Origin of the sequence: Burkholderia sp. AU16482 (assembly GCF_002223285.1) — a bacterium.
Classification (GTDB): domain Bacteria; phylum Pseudomonadota; class Gammaproteobacteria; order Burkholderiales; family Burkholderiaceae; genus Burkholderia; species Burkholderia semiarida.
Genome location: NZ_NKEY01000004.1, coordinates 886205 through 903904, shown reverse-complemented (window position 1 = coordinate 903904; position 17700 = coordinate 886205). Strand labels below are relative to the sequence as shown.

The 17700-nt window shown below is 69.8% G+C and carries 16 protein-coding genes; 10 read left to right on the top strand and 6 right to left on the bottom strand.

The window, feature by feature from the left end; translation table 11 throughout:
- The first annotated feature begins 16 nt into the window (after positions 1–16).
- The 8 genes from flgG (at position 17) to CFB35_RS15870 (ending at position 9707) form a co-directional block, all read left to right on the top strand.
- A complete protein-coding gene (gene flgG / locus CFB35_RS15905) occupies positions 17–805 on the top strand; it encodes a flagellar basal-body rod protein FlgG (RefSeq protein ID WP_006485706.1) in 789 nt (262 codons plus the stop codon).
- Between the two features lie 20 nt (positions 806–825).
- Entirely contained in the window at positions 826–1515 is a 690-nt protein-coding gene (gene flgH / locus CFB35_RS15900) for a flagellar basal body L-ring protein FlgH (protein ID WP_089465226.1), read from the top strand.
- A 5-nt stretch (positions 1516–1520) separates the two neighbouring features.
- Complete coding sequence (locus tag CFB35_RS15895; protein ID WP_059584032.1) at positions 1521–2705, top strand: flagellar basal body P-ring protein FlgI; 1185 nt, start codon at positions 1521–1523, stop codon at positions 2703–2705.
- Complete coding sequence (gene flgJ, locus CFB35_RS15890; RefSeq protein ID WP_089465225.1) at positions 2706–3695, top strand: flagellar assembly peptidoglycan hydrolase FlgJ; 990 nt, start codon at positions 2706–2708, stop codon at positions 3693–3695.
- 216 nt (positions 3696–3911) lie between these two features.
- Positions 3912–4667: a flagellar brake protein gene (locus CFB35_RS15885; protein WP_089465224.1), complete on the top strand. Its 756-nt coding sequence runs from the start codon at positions 3912–3914 to the stop codon at positions 4665–4667.
- A gap of 194 nt (positions 4668–4861) precedes the next feature.
- Entirely contained in the window at positions 4862–6847 is a 1986-nt protein-coding gene (gene flgK / locus CFB35_RS15880; RefSeq protein ID WP_059583895.1) for a flagellar hook-associated protein FlgK, read from the top strand.
- A 23-nt stretch (positions 6848–6870) separates the two neighbouring features.
- Positions 6871–8112, top strand: a complete 1242-nt coding sequence (gene flgL, locus CFB35_RS15875; protein ID WP_059583893.1) for a flagellar hook-associated protein FlgL — start codon at positions 6871–6873, stop codon at positions 8110–8112.
- Between the two features lie 287 nt (positions 8113–8399).
- Positions 8400–9707: a solute carrier family 23 protein gene (locus tag CFB35_RS15870; RefSeq protein ID WP_089465223.1), complete on the top strand. Its 1308-nt coding sequence runs from the start codon at positions 8400–8402 to the stop codon at positions 9705–9707.
- Positions 9708–9735: 28 nt separating this feature from the next.
- Here the strand turns inward: CFB35_RS15870 and CFB35_RS15865 are convergent, their stop codons facing one another.
- The 6 genes from CFB35_RS15865 to CFB35_RS15840 all read right to left on the bottom strand — a co-directional run bounded on the left by CFB35_RS15865 (position 9736) and on the right by CFB35_RS15840 (position 16344).
- The gene (locus tag CFB35_RS15865; protein ID WP_089465222.1) at positions 9736–10329 is read right to left on the bottom strand and encodes a hypothetical protein; all 594 of its coding nucleotides are present in this window, start codon (positions 10327–10329) and stop codon (positions 9736–9738) included.
- A 72-nt stretch (positions 10330–10401) separates the two neighbouring features.
- Positions 10402–10935, bottom strand: a complete 534-nt coding sequence (locus tag CFB35_RS15860; RefSeq protein WP_256939977.1) for a spore coat U domain-containing protein — start codon at positions 10933–10935, stop codon at positions 10402–10404.
- Positions 10932–13235: a fimbria/pilus outer membrane usher protein gene (locus tag CFB35_RS15855; protein ID WP_226233606.1), complete on the bottom strand. Its 2304-nt coding sequence runs from the start codon at positions 13233–13235 to the stop codon at positions 10932–10934. Before CFB35_RS15855 ends, CFB35_RS15860 begins: the two co-directional genes overlap by 4 nt.
- A gap of 25 nt (positions 13236–13260) precedes the next feature.
- A complete protein-coding gene (locus tag CFB35_RS15850) occupies positions 13261–14013 on the bottom strand; it encodes a molecular chaperone (protein ID WP_059583888.1) in 753 nt (250 codons plus the stop codon).
- A gap of 94 nt (positions 14014–14107) precedes the next feature.
- Positions 14108–14614, bottom strand: a complete 507-nt coding sequence (locus CFB35_RS15845) for a spore coat U domain-containing protein (protein WP_059583886.1) — start codon at positions 14612–14614, stop codon at positions 14108–14110.
- Between the two features lie 845 nt (positions 14615–15459).
- On the bottom strand, positions 15460–16344 hold the full coding sequence (locus tag CFB35_RS15840) for a transcriptional regulator GcvA (protein WP_059583884.1): 885 nt from the start codon (positions 16342–16344) through the stop codon (positions 15460–15462).
- A gap of 96 nt (positions 16345–16440) precedes the next feature.
- On the opposite strand from CFB35_RS15840, the gene CFB35_RS15835 reads away from it, so the two are divergent.
- Entirely contained in the window at positions 16441–17109 is a 669-nt protein-coding gene (locus tag CFB35_RS15835; protein WP_089465221.1) for a chromate transporter, read from the top strand.
- Complete coding sequence (locus CFB35_RS15830; protein WP_059583880.1) at positions 17106–17633, top strand: chromate transporter; 528 nt, start codon at positions 17106–17108, stop codon at positions 17631–17633. The genes CFB35_RS15835 and CFB35_RS15830 overlap by 4 nt, the downstream gene beginning before the upstream one ends.
- Positions 17634–17700 lie beyond the last annotated feature (67 nt).

Below are 17700 nucleotides of genomic sequence, written 5' to 3'. Positions count from 1 at the left end.
TCAGGAGAAGATTCAAATGAACCGTTCGCTCTACATCGCCGCCACCGGCATGAATGCGCAGCAGGCGCAGATGGACGTGATCTCGAACAACCTCGCGAACACCAGCACGAACGGCTTCAAGGCGTCGCGCGCGGTGTTCGAGGATCTGCTGTACCAGACCATCCGCCAGCCCGGCGCGAATTCGACGCAGCAGACCGAGCTGCCGTCCGGCCTGCAGCTCGGCACCGGCGTGCAGCAGGTCGCGACCGAGCGCCTGTACACGCAGGGCGGCCTCACGCAGACCGGCAACTCGAAGGACGTCGCGATCAACGGCGCGGGCTTCTTCCAGGTGCTGATGCCGGACGGCACCAACGCGTACACGCGCGACGGCTCGTTCCAGACCAACGCGCAGGGCCAGCTCGTCACGTCGAGCGGCTACCAGGTGCTGCCGGCGATCACCGTGCCGCAGAACGCGCAGTCGCTGACGATCGGCAAGGACGGCGTCGTGTCGGTCACGCAGCCGGGCTCGAGCAACGCGGTGCAGATCGGTTCGCTGCAGATCGCGACCTTCATCAACCCGGCCGGCCTCGAGGCGAAGGGCGAGAACCTGTTCGCGGAAACGACGTCGTCGGGCGCGCCGAACGTGTCGCAGCCGGGGCTGAACGGCGCGGGCGTGCTCAACCAGGGCTACGTCGAGGCGTCGAACGTGAACGTCGTGCAGGAACTCGTCAACATGATCCAGACGCAGCGTGCCTACGAGATCAACAGCAAGGCCGTGACGACGTCCGACCAGATGCTGCAGACCGTCACGCAGATGAAGAGCTAACCGGAAGTCCCGTCGTCGCCATGAAGCAGGTTCGCCTCCCCTCGTCAGCCACCGTCCGCGCCGCCTGCGCGGTCGTGGTGGCGGCGCTCGCCGGTTGCGCGCAGATTCCGCGCGACCCGATCATCCAGCAGCCGATGACGGCGCAGCCGCCGATGCCGATGTCGATGCAGGCGCCCGGCTCGATCTACAACCCCGGCTTCGCGGGGCGGCCGCTGTTCGAGGATCAGCGCCCGCGCAACGTCGGCGACATCCTGACGATCATGATCGCGGAGAACATCAACGCGACCAAGTCGTCGGGCGCGAACACGAACCGGCAGGGCAACACCGATTTCAACGTGCCGACGGCCGGCTTTCTCGGCGGGCTGTTCGCGAAGGCGAACCTGTCGGCGACCGGCGCGAACAAGTTCGCGGCCACCGGCGGCGCGAGCGCGGCGAACACGTTCAACGGCACGATCACGGTGACCGTCACGGGCGTGCTGCCGAACGGCAACCTCGTGGTGAGCGGCGAAAAGCAGATGCTGATCAACCAGGGCAACGAATTCGTGCGCTTCTCGGGGGTCGTCAACCCGAACACGATCTCGGGCGCGAACTCCGTCTATTCGACGCAGGTCGCCGACGCGAAGATCGAATACTCGTCGAAGGGCTACATCAACGAAGCCGAGACGATGGGCTGGCTGCAGCGCTTCTTCCTCAACATCGCGCCGTGGTGATGACGATGCGAACGACCCTGTTCAGCCGCCTGTCGGCCCGCGCGCACACGGCCGCGCGGCTCGCCGTCGCGTTCGCGGCGGTGGCCGCCGCGTGCGTGCTCGGCGCCGCGCCCGCGCACGCGGAACGCCTGAAGGATCTCGCGCAGATCCAGGGCGTGCGCGACAACCCGCTGATCGGCTATGGCCTCGTCGTCGGCCTCGACGGCACGGGCGACCAGACGATGCAGACGCCGTTCACGACGCAGACGCTCGCGAACATGCTCGCGAACCTCGGCATCTCGATCAACAACGGTTCGGCCAACGGCGGCCCGTCGTCGCTGAACAACATGCAGCTGAAGAACGTCGCGGCCGTGATGGTGACGGCCACGCTGCCGCCGTTCGCGCGGCCCGGCGAGGCGCTCGACGTCACCGTGTCGTCGCTCGGCAACGCGAAGAGCCTGCGCGGCGGCACGCTGCTGCTCACGCCGCTGAAAGGCGCGGACGGCCAGGTGTACGCGCTCGCGCAGGGCAACATGGCGGTCGGCGGCGCGGGCGCCAGCGCGAACGGCAGCCGCGTGCAGGTGAACCAGCTCGCGGCCGGCCGGATCGTCGGCGGCGCGATCGTCGAGCGCGCGGTGCCGAACGCGGTCGCGCAGATGAACGGCGTGCTGCAACTGCAACTGAACGACATGGACTACGGCACCGCGCAGCGCATCGTGTCCGCAGTCAACGCGAGCTTCGGCCCGGGCACCGCGACGGCGCTCGACGGCCGCACGATCCAGCTCGCGGCGCCGGCCGATTCCGCGCAGCAGGTCGCGTTCATGGCGCGGCTGCAGAACCTCGACGTGAGCCCGGACAAGGCCGCGGCCAAGGTGATCCTGAACGCGCGCACCGGCTCGATCGTGATGAACCAGATGGTCACGCTGCAAAGCTGCGCGGTCGCGCACGGCAACCTGTCGGTGGTCGTCAACACGCAGCCGGTGGTGTCGCAGCCGGGGCCGTTCTCGAACGGGCAGACGGTGGTCGCGCAGCAGTCGCAGATCCAGTTGAAGCAGGACAACGGCGCGCTGAAGATGGTGACGGCCGGCGCGAATCTCGCCGACGTCGTGAAGGCGCTGAACACGCTCGGCGCGACGCCCGCGGACCTGATGTCGATCCTGCAGGCGATGAAGGCGGCCGGCGCGCTGCGCGCCGACCTGGAGGTGATTTAAATGGCAGCCACGCTCCCCAACGCAAACGACCTCACGCAGCGCTTCGCGCTCGACGTGCAGGGTTTCGATGCGCTGCGCGCGCAGGCGAAGCAGTCGCCGCAGGCCGGCGCGAAGGCCGTCGCCGGCCAGTTCGACGCGATGTTCACGCAGATGATGCTCAAGAGCATGCGCGACGCAACGCCCGACGGCGGCTTGCTCGATTCGCACACGTCGAAGATGTACACGTCGATGCTCGACCAGCAGCTCGCGCAGCAGATGTCGACGCGCGGGATCGGCGTGGCCGACGCGCTGATGAAGCAGTTGCTGCGCAACGCGGGCGTCGGCGCCGGCGGCGGCGCGGCGGACGTTGGCGCGGGCGGCATGGGCGGCATGGGCGCGGGCGGCCTCGGCACGGCCGGCAACGAAGGCGGCCTCGCCGCGATGAACGCGATGGCGAAGGCCTATGCGAACGCGGCGAACAACGGCGGCCTTGCCGGCGCGCGCGGCTATTCGGCCGGCAGCGCGCTGACGCCGCCGCTCAAGGGCGCGAGCGGCGTGCGCGACGCGGACGCGTTCGTCGACCGGCTCGCGGGCCCCGCGCAGGCGGCCAGCGCGACGACCGGCATCCCGGCGCGGTTCATCGTCGGCCAGGCCGCGCTCGAATCGGGCTGGGGCAAGCGCGAGATCCGCGCGACGGACGGCTCGACCAGCTACAACGTGTTCGGCATCAAGGCGAACAAGGGCTGGACCGGCCGCACCGTGTCGGCGCTGACCACCGAATACGTGAACGGCACGCCGCGCCGCGTGGTCGCGAAGTTCCGCGCGTACGACTCGTACGAGCACGCGATGACCGACTACGCGAACCTGCTGAAGAACAACCCGCGCTACGCGGGCGTGCTCAGCGCGAGCCGCAGCGTCGAAGGCTTCGCGCACGGGATGCAGAAGGCCGGCTACGCGACCGACCCGAATTACGCGAAGAAGCTGATCTCGATCATGCAGCAGATCGGCTGACGGCCCGCCCGCCACCGATCGACCCCTTCGGACCGCGCCCGGCACCTTGCCGCGCGCGGTTTCAACGTTTGCGACAAATAAATGGCCGTTTCGATCTAAACTTTCGGTCAGCACTGCCGCTAAGTGTGAGAGACCTGCGACCGGGCCCCCGTTCTGGCCCGGTTTTATTGCGCACCGGTTGCCCCGGGCGCCCATGACAAGAAAGACCGGCTAGCCATGAATATCGAAACGTCGACGGACCCCAGCCTGGATGCAGGCCACTCCGGGCCCGACTATGCCCGCCGCAATCCGCTGGAAATCGGCGTGCAGCTGCGCAACCTGGTGAATCGCGGCGATTTCCTGACCGTCCAGTACCCGGGCGGCCAGCTCGTCACGCGTTTGCTCGAGGTCGACGTCGGCGCGCGGACGTTCACGTTCGACTGGGGCGCGCTGTCCGAGCAGAACGCCGGCATCCTGGGCGCGTCGCACTGCACGTTCGCGGCCGCGCCGGAGGGCGTGCGCGTCGAATTCACCACGGGCACGCCGCGCGAGACGCGCTACGAGGGGCTGCCCGCGTTCGTCGCCGATTTCCCCGACGTGCTGGTCTGCATCCAGCGCCGCGAATATTTCCGCGTCGACGCGCCGATCGTCGATCCGTTCCTGTGCCGCGGCAAGCTGCCGGACGGCGAAAGCTTCCTGTTCGAGGTGCACAACCTGTCGCTCGGCGGCGTGGGGCTGCGTACGGCCGACGAGCGCGTCGAGGCGCTCGAGGTCGGCACGCTGCTGCCGGACGTCGAGCTCGAGCTGACGGGCCACGGCAAGCTGTCGCTCGACCTGCAGCTCGTGTCGCAGCGTTCGACGCAGATGCCGAACGGCGCGCGGCGCTACCAGCTCGGCTTCCGCTACATGTCGCTGCCGGGCAGCGCGGAGAACACGCTGCAGCGGCTGATCACGCAGCTCGAAATGAAGCGCCGCTCGCTCGTGCGGGCCTGACGCGCCCCAGCGGGCGGCCCCCACGGGCGGCCCACGCGGCGGCGCCGGCGCCTCGTGCCGGCCGCTTCCGACGGCGACGCACGCTCGTGCGCCGCGCGTGCATTTTTTCCTCAATTTTTTCGATCCGCGGCCGTTATACCGGGAGTCACGCAACCCGGCGGCCGCAACGCGCGGCCGGCTCATCAGGATCGCGCATGTCCAACACACTCATGAACCTCGGCGTCAGCGGCCTGAATGCCGCGCTCTGGGGCCTCACGACGACCGGCAACAACATCAGCAACGCCGCGACGCCCGGCTATTCGGTCGAGCGGCCCGTGTATGCCGAAGCGAGCGGCCAGTACACGGGCAGCGGCTACATGCCGCAAGGCGTGAACACCGTCACCGTGCAGCGGCAGTACAGCCAGTACCTGAGCGACCAGTTGAACACCGCGCAGACGCAGGGCAGCGCGCTGTCGACCTGGTACACGCTCGTCGCGCAGCTGAACAACTACATCGGTAGCCCGACGGCCGGCATCTCGACCGCGATCACGAGCTACTTCACCGGCCTGCAGAACGTCGCGAACAACGCGTCCGACCCGTCCGTGCGGCAAACCGCGATCAGCAACGCGCAGACGCTGGCCAACCAGATCAACGCGGCCGGCCAGCAGTACGACGCGCTGCGCCAGAGCGTGAACACCCAGCTCACCAGCACGGTGTCGCAGATCAACACGTACACCGCTCAGATCGCCGAGCTGAACCAGCAGATCTCGGCGGCGAGCAGCCAGGGCCAGCCGCCGAACCAGCTGATGGACCAGCGCGACCTCGCCGTGTCGAACCTGTCGAGCCTCGCCGGCGTCCAGGTCGTGCGCAACGAGGGCGGCTACAGCTTGTTCCTCGCGGGCGGCCAGCCGCTCGTCGTCGCCGACAAGAGCTACCAGCTCGCGACCGTCTCGTCGCCGTCGGATCCGAGCGAGCTGACCGTCGTGTCGCAGGGCATCGCCGGCGCGAACCCGCAGGGGCCGAACCAGGCGTTGCCCGATTCGTCGCTGTCGGGCGGCACGCTCGGCGGCCTGCTCGCATTCCGCAGCCAGACACTCGACCCCGCGCAGGCGCAGCTCGGCGCGATCGCGACCAGCTTCGCCGCGCAGGTCAACGCGCAGAACGCGCTCGGCATCGACCTGTCGGGCAATCCGGGCGGCAACCTGTTCAACGTGCCGTCGCCGACCGTGTACGCGACCCAGGGGAATACCGGCAACGCGTCGCTGTCGGTGTCGTTCGCGAACGCGTCGCGGCCGACGACGAGCGACTATACGCTCTCGTTCGACGGCGCGAATTACACGCTGACCGACCGCGCGAGCGGCGCGGTGGTCGACCAGAAGGCGGGCCCGATGCCGGTTTCGCTCGGCGGGCTGAACTTCTCGGCCGCGACCGGCACGCAGATGCAGCCGGGCGACAAGTTCACCGTGCTGCCGACGCGCGGCGCGCTGAACGGCTTCGGCCTTGCGACGACGAGCTTCTCGGCGATCGCGGCCGCGTCGCCGGCCGTCACGTCGGCGGCGAGCACCAACACGGGCACGGGCAAGATCACGCTGGGCGGCGTGACCTCGGGCTATCAGGTGCCGACGACCAAGCTGACCTTCGACGCGACGGCAAAGACGCTGACGGGCTTCCCGGTCGGCACGACGGTGACGGTCGGGACGACGCCGCCGACGACGGTGACCATCGTGAATCCGACGGACACCGTCCCGTACGACCCGGCGTCCGGCGCGACGATGACGATGTCGGGGACGGCCGCGGGCGCACTCAACGGCGTGAGCGTGTCGCTGTCCGGCGCGCCGGCGACCGGCGATTCGTTCACGATCGGGCCGTACGCCGGCGGCACCAGCGACGGCTCCAATGCACGGGCGCTGTCGCAACTCGTCAATGCGAAGGCGCTCGGCGGCGGCACGACGACCCTCACGGGCGCGTACGCGACCTACGTCAACGGCATCGGCAACACGGCGACGCAGCTGAAATCGTCGAGCACCGCGCAGACCGCGCTGGTCGGTCAGATCACGCAGGCACAGCAGTCGGTGTCGGGCGTGAACCAGAACGAGGAAGCGGCCAACCTGATGCAGTACCAGCAGCTTTACCAGGCGAACGCGAAGGTGATTCAGACGGCGGCGACGCTGTTCCAGACCGTCCTTGGCCTGTTCAACTGACCGGATTCGAGAGGATAGAAACGATGCGGATCTCCAGCGCCCAGTATTTCCAGCTGAACGTCACGCAGATGAACGACCAGCAGGCCCAGCTTGCGCAGCTGTACCAGCAGATCGCGAGCGGCGTGAGCCTGCAGACGGCGGCGGACAATCCGGTCGGTGCGGCGCAGGCCGTGCAGTTGTCGATGACGTCGGCGACGCTGTCGCAGTACGCGACCAACCAGACCACGGCGCTCGCGTCGCTGCAGGCCGAGGACCAGGCGCTGCAGAACGTGAGCGGCGTGCTCACGAGCGCGCAGACGCTGCTCGTGCGGGCGGGCGACGGCTCGCTGTCCGACAGCAACCGGGCGGCGCTGGCGACGCAGCTGCAGGGCTACCGCGACCAGTTGCTGACGCTCGCGAACACCAACGACGGCGCCGGCACCTACCTGTTCGCCGGCACGAACAATTCCGCGCCGCCGTTCAAGGCCGCGCCGAACGGCAGCGTGGCGTATGTCGGCGACACCGGCACGCGCGACGTGCAGATCGCCGATTCGAGCACCGTGTCGCAGAGCGACACGGGGGCGGCCGTCTTCATGTCGGTGCCGGCGATCGGCAGCACGCCCGTGCCGTCGGCGGGCGCCGCCAATGCGGGCACCGCCACGATCGGCACGGTGGCCGTGACGAACCCGGCGGCCGCGACGAACGGCCATCAGTTCGCGATCACGTTCGGCGGCACGCCCGCCGCGCCGACCTACACGGTGACCGACAACTCGGTCAGCCCGCCGAGCACCACGCCGGCGCAGGCCTATTCGGCCGGCTCGGCGATCTCGCTCGGCAACGGCATGACGGTGGCGGTGTCGGGCACGCCGGCCGTCGGCGACACGTTCGCGGTCGACCCGGCGCCGCAGGCGAGCGGCGGCGCCGACATATTCTCGACACTCGACGCGATGATTTCGGCGCTGAACAAGCCCGTGACCGGCAACCCGGTGGCGAGCGCCGCGCTGACGAATGCGCTGATGACGGGCTCGACCAAGCTCGGCAACACGATGCGCAACGTCACGACGATCCAGGCGTCGGTCGGCGGCCGCGAGCAGGAAGTCAAGGCGATGCAGGCCGTCAACCAGTCCGCGGCGCTGCAGACGAGCAGCAACCTGTCGGATCTGACGAGCACCAACATGGTGACGACGATCAGCCAGTACCTGCAGGTGCAGAACGCGCTGACCGGCGCGCAGAAGGCCTACGTGCAGTTGCAGAACATGTCGCTGTTCCAGTACATCAATCCGTGACGTACGCGGCGCCGGCTGCGATGTGGGCGCATGCTTACTTCGCGGCCGGCGCGCGCCGCCGCCCCGCGCGTCGGGCGCGGACGGGCGCTTCACCGGGCCGCGCGCCCGCGCACCGGTTCTCTGGCGCGACCTGCCGCTCCGGCACCTGGCCGTTCCGCTTGCCGGCCCCGCCTGCCGGTTCGCTTGCCAGCCCCATTTCCGCTCCGTAAACTCGCGCCAGATTCCAGACCGGCGCATCCCTGGCAGCCGGCGACCGACGACCGACGACCGACAGGAGCGCTTTCCCCATGTCCGATTCCTACTTCCCGCGCTGGCGGGTCCAACCGACCGGCGCGGCCTCGCGCGTGGTCGGCCCCGACGAACGCCTCGCGTGGCCGCAGATGGTCGCGATGGGCGTGCAGCACGTCGTCGCGATGTTTGGTTCGACCGTGCTCGCGCCGCTGCTGATGGGCTTCGACCCGAACCTGTGCATCTTCATGTCGGGCATCGGCACGCTGCTGTTCTTCGTGCTGGTCGGCGGGCGCGTGCCGAGCTACCTCGGCTCGAGCTTCGCGTTCATCGGCCTCGTGATCGCGGTGACGGGCTACGGCGGCAGCGGCCCGAACCCGAACATTCCGGTCGCGCTCGGCGGGATCGTCGCGTGCGGCGTCGTGTACGTGGCGCTCGGCGCGCTCGTGCAGGCGATCGGCACGCGCTGGATCGAGACGCTGATGCCGCCCGTCGTGACCGGCGCGGTGGTCGCGGTGATCGGGCTGAACCTCGCGCCGATCGCGGTCAAGGGCGTGTCGGGCTCGACCTTCGACTCGGTGATGGCGCTCGTCACGGTGCTGTGCGTCGGCGGCGTCGCGGTGTTCGCGCGCGGGACGGTGCAGCGCCTGCTGATCCTCGTCGGGCTCGCGATCGCCTACCTGATCTACGCGATCGCGACCAACGGGATGGGCCTCGGCAAGCCGATCGATTTCGCGATCGTCGCGCATGCCGCGTGGTTCGGCGTGCCGGGCTTCCGCGCGCCGGTGTTCGATCCGCACGCGATGCTGATGCTCGCGCCGATCGCGGTGATCCTGGTCGCGGAGAACCTCGGCCACATCAAGGCCGTCAGCGCGATGACGGGCACCAACCTCGACCGCTACGTCGGCCGCGCGTTCATCGGCGACGGGCTCGCGACGATCGTGTCGGGCAGCGTCGGCGGCACGGGCGTGACCACCTATGCGGAGAACATCGGCGTGATGGCCGTCACGCGGATCTATTCGACGCTGGTGTTCGCGGTTGCCGCGCTGATCGCGATCGGGCTCGGCTTCTCGCCGAAGTTCGGCGCGGTGATCCAGACGATCCCGGGCCCCGTGCTCGGCGGCGTGTCGATCGTGGTGTTCGGGCTGATCGCGGTGACGGGCGCGCGGATCTGGGTCGTCAACAAGGTCGACTTCTCCGACAACCGCAACCTGATCGTCGCGGCCGTCACGCTGGTGCTCGGCGCCGGCGACTTCTCGCTGAAGATCGGCGGCTTCGGGCTCGGCGGGATCGGCACCGCGACGTTCGGCGCGATCATCCTGTACGCGATCCTGCGCAAGGAGAAGGAGCCGGGGCCGGTGGTGTGAGGCGCGGGGGAGGCCGGCGCATCGGCCGTCACGGATTCGGCTGCACCGAAAACGTGAGCGGCCACGCAAAGGTCCCGTCCTTCGCCTTCGGCGCGAACACGAACCGATAGGTCAGCGTGAACGTCGTGTTCAGCGCCGTATACGGCACGTTGATCGTGCCGCCCGTTCCCGGCAGCACCACCTTGCCGCCGAAGCCGCTGATCTCGATCGAACTGAACTGCGACAGGCTCGCGGCGGCAACCTGTACGCGCACCGTATAACCGGCCCGGTCGTTGGTCTGGACCGCGAGGGTCGTCCCCGACGGGTTGTTCGCGTTCGGCACGGCCAGGTAGCCGATGCTCGTGTCCTTGTTCGCGATCACGAGCTTCGCCGGATTGCTCGCGTTCAGCCGCGCATACGCCTGGACCGTTGCCCCGACCTGCACGGGGCGGCTGGCCTGCTTCGCGGCGCTCGGGCCGGGCGCCGCGCCGACGAGCGCGATCGAGAGCGCGGCCAGTGCGGCCAGCAGCCCGCGCGCGCGGCCCGCACCGCGTGGCGCGAGTGGCGCCCCGAGTGGCGCCGCACCGGTCCGTCCGCGGGCGCGCCGCGCTGCGGCGGCGCTCGCTGTCTGGGTTCGATTCATGTCTGCCCCCGTTGTCCGAGTCCGTGATGGTGGTCGATGGCGGCATGCGCGACGCACGCGCCGTTGGCTCGCCTAGTAGTTGAACAGGATCGTGATGTTGTGGTCCGCGTAGCTGCCCGGCACGGCGTTCTGGCCGCCGCGGATCAGCCCGTACACGGTCGCGCTGAATGCGCCGGCGCCCGTGATCTTGCCCCATGAAATCGTCGACGTGCCGCTCGTGCCGTCTCCCCAGACCGACGTGTGCGCGCTGTCGAGATACAGGTTGTAGCCGAGCGTCTGCGTGTCGCCGGTGCGCGTCATCAGCCGGTTCGCGAACGTGCCGCCGCCCGCGCTCGCCGTGACCGTCGGCGTCGCGTTGCCGCTGCCGGTGCAGTTCACCGAAACGGTGACGGCCGACGTCGCCGCGTTGATGGTGTCGTACGTGCCGAACACCATCGACGACGGTGCCGCCATCGTGCACGTCGTCGCCGCGCGCGCGGCCGGCGCGGCCATCAGCGCGGCGCCGGCGGCGAACAACGCGAACGCGGCGGACGCCGCGGAGGTCGCGGCCGTCGCGCGGACGCGCGGGAGCCGGACCGGCCGCCCGGCATGCTTGCGATGTCTCATGGTGTGACTCCCTTGCAAAGATGGGTGCCGAGGTCCGGCAGCGGATCGTCACCGGCGGGAAAGCGCACGGTCACGTCGCACTGCCGGTCGCGCCACGCCGCATGCAGGCGGTTCTGCTCCGACAGTCCGGTGACGTACACGACGCCGTCGCGGCCGACTGGAAACGCGTCCTTCCGCCCGTCGATCGTGACGATCGCGCCGGCCGGCAGGTGCGCGCCGTCCGCGAGATCGAGCGTGAGCATCGCGCCGCGCGAGCGCGTGATCGGGAACACGAGCGCCATGCCGCTGCGGAAGTAGGGCACCGCGTCGAGCTTCAGCGTGCCGATCGTCGCGTCGAACGGCAAGTCGGCCTGCTCGATCGAAATCGGGTTGTTTTCATACGCGCGCAGCCGCGGCAGCAGCGCGACGCCGCTCGCGTCCGTGTGCGCGACGAGCTGGTTGTCCGCGAGGATGCCGACGTTGGCGAAGCCCGGCACCTTGACCAGCGCGAAGCTGTCGGTGATCTGCCGCGACAGGCGCGCGGTGCCGTCGACGAACGCGACGCCGCCCGCGACGTTGGCGCGCACGCCGGCGCGGCCGCGATACGCCGCCGCCTCGACGCTGTAGGTGCCGGTGCGCGTCTGCAGCGTCGCGCTCGCGTCCTGCGTATCGTTGCCGGCCTGCAGCGCGTAGCCGAAACCTTCGCCGACCGGCAGGCTGCGCTGCAGTTGCGCGAGCATTTCGGTGCGGCCCTGCTGGTGCGTCATCGTGACCGATGCGCTCGTGCGGTTGTCGACCGGAATCGTCCACGCGACGCCGACGATCGTCGCGCCAGCGCCGCTCAGCGGCTTGCTGACGCTGACGTTGGCGAAGCCGAAGCGACCGAGCTGCGCGCTGTAGCTGAGCGACAGCAACTGGGTCTTGTAGCCGTCGCGATCGTCGAGGAACACGTGCGCGAGCCCGAGCGAGCCGAAGCGGCCCATCCCGAGGCCGACGTTGACGCTCGTCAGCAGCTTCGGCGCGAGCCTGCCCGGCTCGAGCCCGATCTGCGCGAAATGCGGGGTCGCCCATTGCGCGTGCGCGCCGATCTCCACGAGGCCGGCCTGGCTCTCGGCGCCGATCGTCGCCAGCGCGCCCGCGCCATCGGCGCTGCGGCTCGCCGCCGCCGCCGCGTTGAGGACGCCGAGCGGCCCGGCCAGCACCACGCCGCCGACGCCGACGTTTTGCCGCGACGCTTCGGCTTCCGCGTGGATCTCGCCGGTGAACCGGTCGGTCATGCCGATCCGGTGCGTCGCGCTGGCGAACCAGCGCCCGTAGTCGTTGCTCGCGAGGCCGAAATCGCGCCGCTCCTTGCCGATCTCGTACGAGAAATCCTGCATCCCCCGCTTCAGCAGATTCGCGCTTGCGTAGAACGATTGCGTGATCACCTGCTCGCGACCCATCACGTCGCGCACCACGACCCGCACGTCGCCCTGGCCGGTCACCACCGGCACGTTGTTGATCGCGAACGGGCCGGGGGCGACCTCGCGCGTCGACGTCAGCGCGTTGTTGACGTAGACGTCGACCGTCGAAGGCAGCACGGCCTGCCCGCTCACGCCCTGCAGCGGGATCGTGACGAGCCCCGGCTGCGTCGCGAAATTGGTCGCGTACTGGATGCCGCCGAAGCGGACCGCGCGGCCCCACATGCCCGCGCGGCTGATCGCGTCGCCGATGCGCAGGCTCGCGAGATGGCCGGGCCGATCGGTCGTCCACGTGGTTTCGAGGCGCGTGAGGCGCCGCGTCGGGCCCGCTTCGTCCGCGAGAAACGTGCCGACGCCCACGCCGAAGCGGTTGAAGAAGCCAAGCTCGAACAGCCCGGAGCCGTGCGTCTGGCCCGCGGCCTGTTCGGCAAGCAGGTCGTAGTTGAAGAAGCCGCCGATGCCCGGCTCGACGGCCGACGCGCGGTGCCGCTCGGTCTCGTCGAAGGTCGCGCCGACGAATGCCTGGGCCGGAGCGCTGATCGCCATCGTCAGATTCTGCTCGTCGACGGTGTATGTGAGGCCCGCGATCGCGTTCAGCGGGTAGTACGGCGTGTCGTTGCCGGCCAGCGGCGCGACGTCCGGCCGCCTGAGCCGCCAGCGCTTCAGGTCGTCGGCCGACACGTAGAACGCGCCGTCGGCCGCCTTGATCAGCAACGCGGTTTCGTCGAGGCCCTGGCGGTTGATGTCGACCTGGTACAGCAGCTCGGCCGGGCCGCCCGCCGCGCCATGCGACGCCTGCGCGGCCGCGGCGGCCGGTGCCGCGACGAGACGCTCTTGTGCGTGTGGGGTCTGCGCGCTCATGAGAATCGCGATCAGCAGCGCCGCGTCAGCGCGCGTTCGGCGCGAGCGTCGTATCGATGTCGCCCGCATCGGAGTAGCCGATCAGGTGCATGCCGGAGGCAACGGCCGGCGCGGTTCCGGCACCGGGCTTGAACGTCAGTTCGCGCGACTGGCCGGGCAGCACGTACGCGAATTCCGCATGCGTGGCGACGGGGCGATCGCTGCCCGGCGCGAGCAGCGCGAGGTTCGCCACCTGCGCATGCGCGGTGCCGTCGTTGGTCACGCGCAACGCGAGCGTGCCCGAGCCGCCCGGGCGCGGCTCCGCGCTCCAGCGCAGCCGCGGGGCGGTGTCGACGGCCGGCTTCACGAAGATCGGCAGGCTCATTTCCAGCGCGATCTGCACGCCGGTGAAACCTGGCTTCGGCGCGGGCGGAATCTCCTGCAGATACAGCCGGTAGCTGGTTTCGCGGTCAGCGGCGGGCGGATGCCGCAGGCCGACGCGCACGACCTGCGCACTGCCGGGCGCGATCGTGAAGATCGGCGGCGCGGCGATCAGGTCGCCGGTCGACGCATAGACGTCGTCGCCCGCGTTCTGCGACCACGCAACGGTGCGCAGCTGGACGATCACGGGCTGGTCGGGCGATTCGTTGCGCACCGTCAGCGCGACGCTGCGTTGCGCGGCCGACAGCTCGACGCGCACGGGCGACACGGTGAAGTCGGTGGCCCGGCTGTCGGCGGAGGCGGCGGCGAGCGTCACGGCCGCGAGCCAGGTCGCGAGTTTGTACACGTTCGGTTTCATCACGGATCCACCTCCAGGGGGGCGCTGCTGGATGTTCGACGTCTGCCGGTCGGGAGGGCGCGCATCTGCGCTGCCGCACGCCCTCCGCGCGGCACTAAAACGTGACGGTGACCGTCACCGTGTCCGCATAGCTGCCCGGCACCGCATTGGGCTGGTCCGGCACCTTGCCGTACACGGTCTTGGTGATCGCCTGCGCCATCGCCATCCCCTGGCCGGTGCCGTTGACGGTATCGCTCGGCGGCGTGTTGCCCCACACGACCGTGCGGTTCGAATCCTGGTACAGCGAGTAGTTGAGCTGGTTCGAGCCGCTCGTCATGATGCGGTTGGCGACCGTGGCGCCGGACGTCGTGCCCGCATTCAGGCCGATGTTGAAGTTCGTCCCGTTCGTGCAGCGAACCGTGATCGCGGACTGCGCCGATTGATCGCCGGTTCCCGGTGTGTAGGCGGGGAAAGTCAGCGCGCCGGCCGAGTCGATCAGGCACGTTGCGTTGACGGTGGCGGATACGCCGAACGTCGTGGTGGTCTGTCCGGCCGATGCCGAGAGGGCCGTGCAGGCGAGCGATGCGGCAAGCGCCGCGTGGGTCAGTACGGAGTGCTTCATGATGCAGTTCTCCCTTGAGAGCTGGAATGTGCGGCCGGTGCGTCGAGCCGTTCGGGACGGGATCTCGATCGTCAGCGCGCGATGCGTCTTCTGGTCGTGTCGGAATCGGGTCGCTTGCTGGGCGGGCACCTCCTTTGTGTCGTCGTGCGGAATCGGGCGCGCGGCCGGGCAGCCGGCCGCTGCTGCAGCGCGTACCGCGCGAGCCGTGGCCGTTGCCGCTCGCGTGCGCGTCGGCACGCGGGCGGCGCCGCCCTGGCGAGCGGCACGACTCGGCGCGGCGCGCATGCGCGCGGCGAGGGATTTCCGGGGTTCGCCTATCGGATCGGCGCGTCGTGACTTCGGGTAACGGTGTGGGCCGTGTGCGCGCATCGGACGGCGACGGTGCGAAGCCGCGCCGCCGGCATCAGCGGATGCGTGACAGGAGCAGTGATGCAGGACAGCAGCCGTGTGACGGCCGATATGAGATTCGACATGATTTCCCCGACCCGCTTGATGATTGTTCGTCGCCTGCATCGAGCCGCCGGCCCGTGCAGTGTCGTTGTCTGCACCGCTGCATCAGCAAGCAACGGGCCAACGCGCGCAGAGCCGCGCAAACAGGGGCAGGGAGGACCGCGTGGGGCCGTCGGCGACGGTGTGCGCGCGCAAATGTTTCAGTCGTGCAACACGGCGCGGCGCGGGCTGGCCGGCGGCGGGCCCGGCGGGCGGGCGATGGCGGGATGACGGGGGCGGCTCACGGCGCACGCGGCCGCGATTCCGCTGGGGAATCGCACGCGCCGCAGGCCGATCGGTTTCATTCGTGCAACGTGCGCGCGGCCGTTTCGGTCAGGTGTCGGCGGCACCGCGCATCATGCGTTCACATTCGACTGCGCGGCGAGCCACGCACAGAACTGCGCGACGAGCGGATCGTCGGCCGGCGCGCCCGGCGCGATCCACCAGTAGCTGCGCGTCGCGATGCGCGGGCCGGGCAGCGGCATCACGAGGCGCCCGCTGGCGAGCTCGTCGTCGATCAGCGGCAACGGGCCGAGCGCGACGCCGAGCCCGTCGACGGCCGCCTGCAGCGCCAGGTAGAAGTGGTCGAACGACTGCCGCTTGCGCCCCTTCATCGTCACGCCGGCCGCCGCGAACCAGTCGCGCCAGCCTTCCGGCCGCGTATCCGAATGCAGCAGCACGTGCCGCGCGAGATCGTCCGCGCGCGTAATCGGCGCGCGCTTGAGCAGCGCGGGGCTGCACACCGGGATCACGCTTTCGTCGAGGAAGTGGCCGCTCGTGCAATTCGGCCAGTGGCCGGGGCCGCGGCGGATCGCGACGTCGAAGCCGTTCAGCGTGTCGAGCGGCGCGTTCGACGTCGACAGCTTCAGCTCGACGTTCGGCACGTCGCGCTGGAACCGCGACAGGCGCGGCAGCAGCCATTTCATCGCGAAGGTCGGCAGCGCATTGATGCGCAGCACGCGCGCCGCGCCGGTGCTGCGCAACTGTTCGGTCGCGTGCGCGATGCTGTCGAACGCCGCGCGCACGGTGTCCAGGTAGCGGCGGCCTTCGTCGGTGAGCTTCACGCGCTTGCCGTGGCGATGGAACACCGGCTTGCCGAGCCATGCCTCGAACCCGGCGATCTGCCGGCTGATGGCACCGTGGGTCACATGCAGTTCGTCGCCCGCGGCGCTGAAGCTTTCATGTCGTGCCGCGGCTTCAAAGGCCCGAAGCGCGGAAAAGGGTGGGAGATCGCGTGCCATGCTTGTGATTCTAGATCACAAGGACGCGCCGATAAAATCGTTTTGACGGCATCCCGAACGGCGGTAACCTCGGTTCACCGCTTGATGAGGAGCCCCATGCAATCCGCCTTCCCGCCGGCCTCGCCGCCGCCTGCCGCGTCCCCCCGCAGCGTCGGTCTCACCGAGCTGTTCACCGGTTTCCTGTCGCTCGGCCTGATGTCGTTCGGCGGCGCGTTGCCGTTCGCGCGGCGCACGATCGTCGACGAGCGCAAGTGGCTCTCCGCCGACGAATTCACCGATCTGCTCGGCCTCTGCCAGTTCCTGCCGGGCGGCAACGTGATCAACCTGTCGGTCGCCGTCGGCATGCGCTTTCGCGGCGTGGCCGGCGCGTTCGCCGGCATTCTCGGGCTGATCGCCGGCCCGACGCTCGTCGTCGTCGCGCTCGGCGTGCTGTACGCGAAGACGCAGAACGATCCGCGCGTGCAGCACCTGTTCGCCGGGCTCGCGGCCGCGGCGGCCGGCCTGCTCGTCGCGATGGCCGTGAAGGTCGCGAAGCCGCTGCTTCAGGCGCCGCGCGCGGCGGCCGCGATCGCGGGGCTCGCGTTCGTGGCGATCGCGGTGCTGCGCATGCCGCTCCTGACCACGATGCTGGTGCTGACGCCCGTCAGCATCTGGCTCGCGTCGCGCCGCCGCGCGGCCGGCACGCCGCGGCCGGCGCCGGCTGCCGCGCGGGGCACGCACGATTCGCACGATTCGCCCCACGGGCAACAGGAGCGCCGGCCATGAGCGACACGCTGATCGCCATCGCGACGATCTTCAGCCAGTTGTCGCTGCTCGCGTTCGGCGGCGGCAACACGATCCTGCCGGAGATGCAGCGGCAGGTCGTCGACGTGCATCACTGGATGAGCGCGCACGAGTTCACCGCGCTGTTCGCGCTGGCCCAGGCGGCGCCGGGGCCGAACATGATGATCGTGTCGCTGGTCGGCTGGCACGTGGCCGGCTGGGCCGGGCTGCTGGTCGCGTCGCTCGCGAAGTTCGGGCCGTCGTCGATCGTCACCGTGCTCGCGCTGCATGCGTGGGAGCGCTTTCGCGACCGGCCGTGGCGCCGCTACGTGCAGCAGGGGATGATGCCGGTGACGGTCGGACTCGTCGCGGCAAGCGCGGTGCTGATTTCCGACGCGTCGAACCGCACCGCGATCCAGTGGGGCATCACGGCCGCATGCGCGGTGCTGGCGTGGCGCACGCGCATTCATCCGCTGTGGCTGCTCGCGGGCGGCGCGTTGATCGGGCTCACGGGCATCGGGCAGTGACTGGCGTGTCGCACGTCGCCGGCCGTTGTACGCGACGGTTCAGTGGCTAGTGCGACGCGCGGCGCCC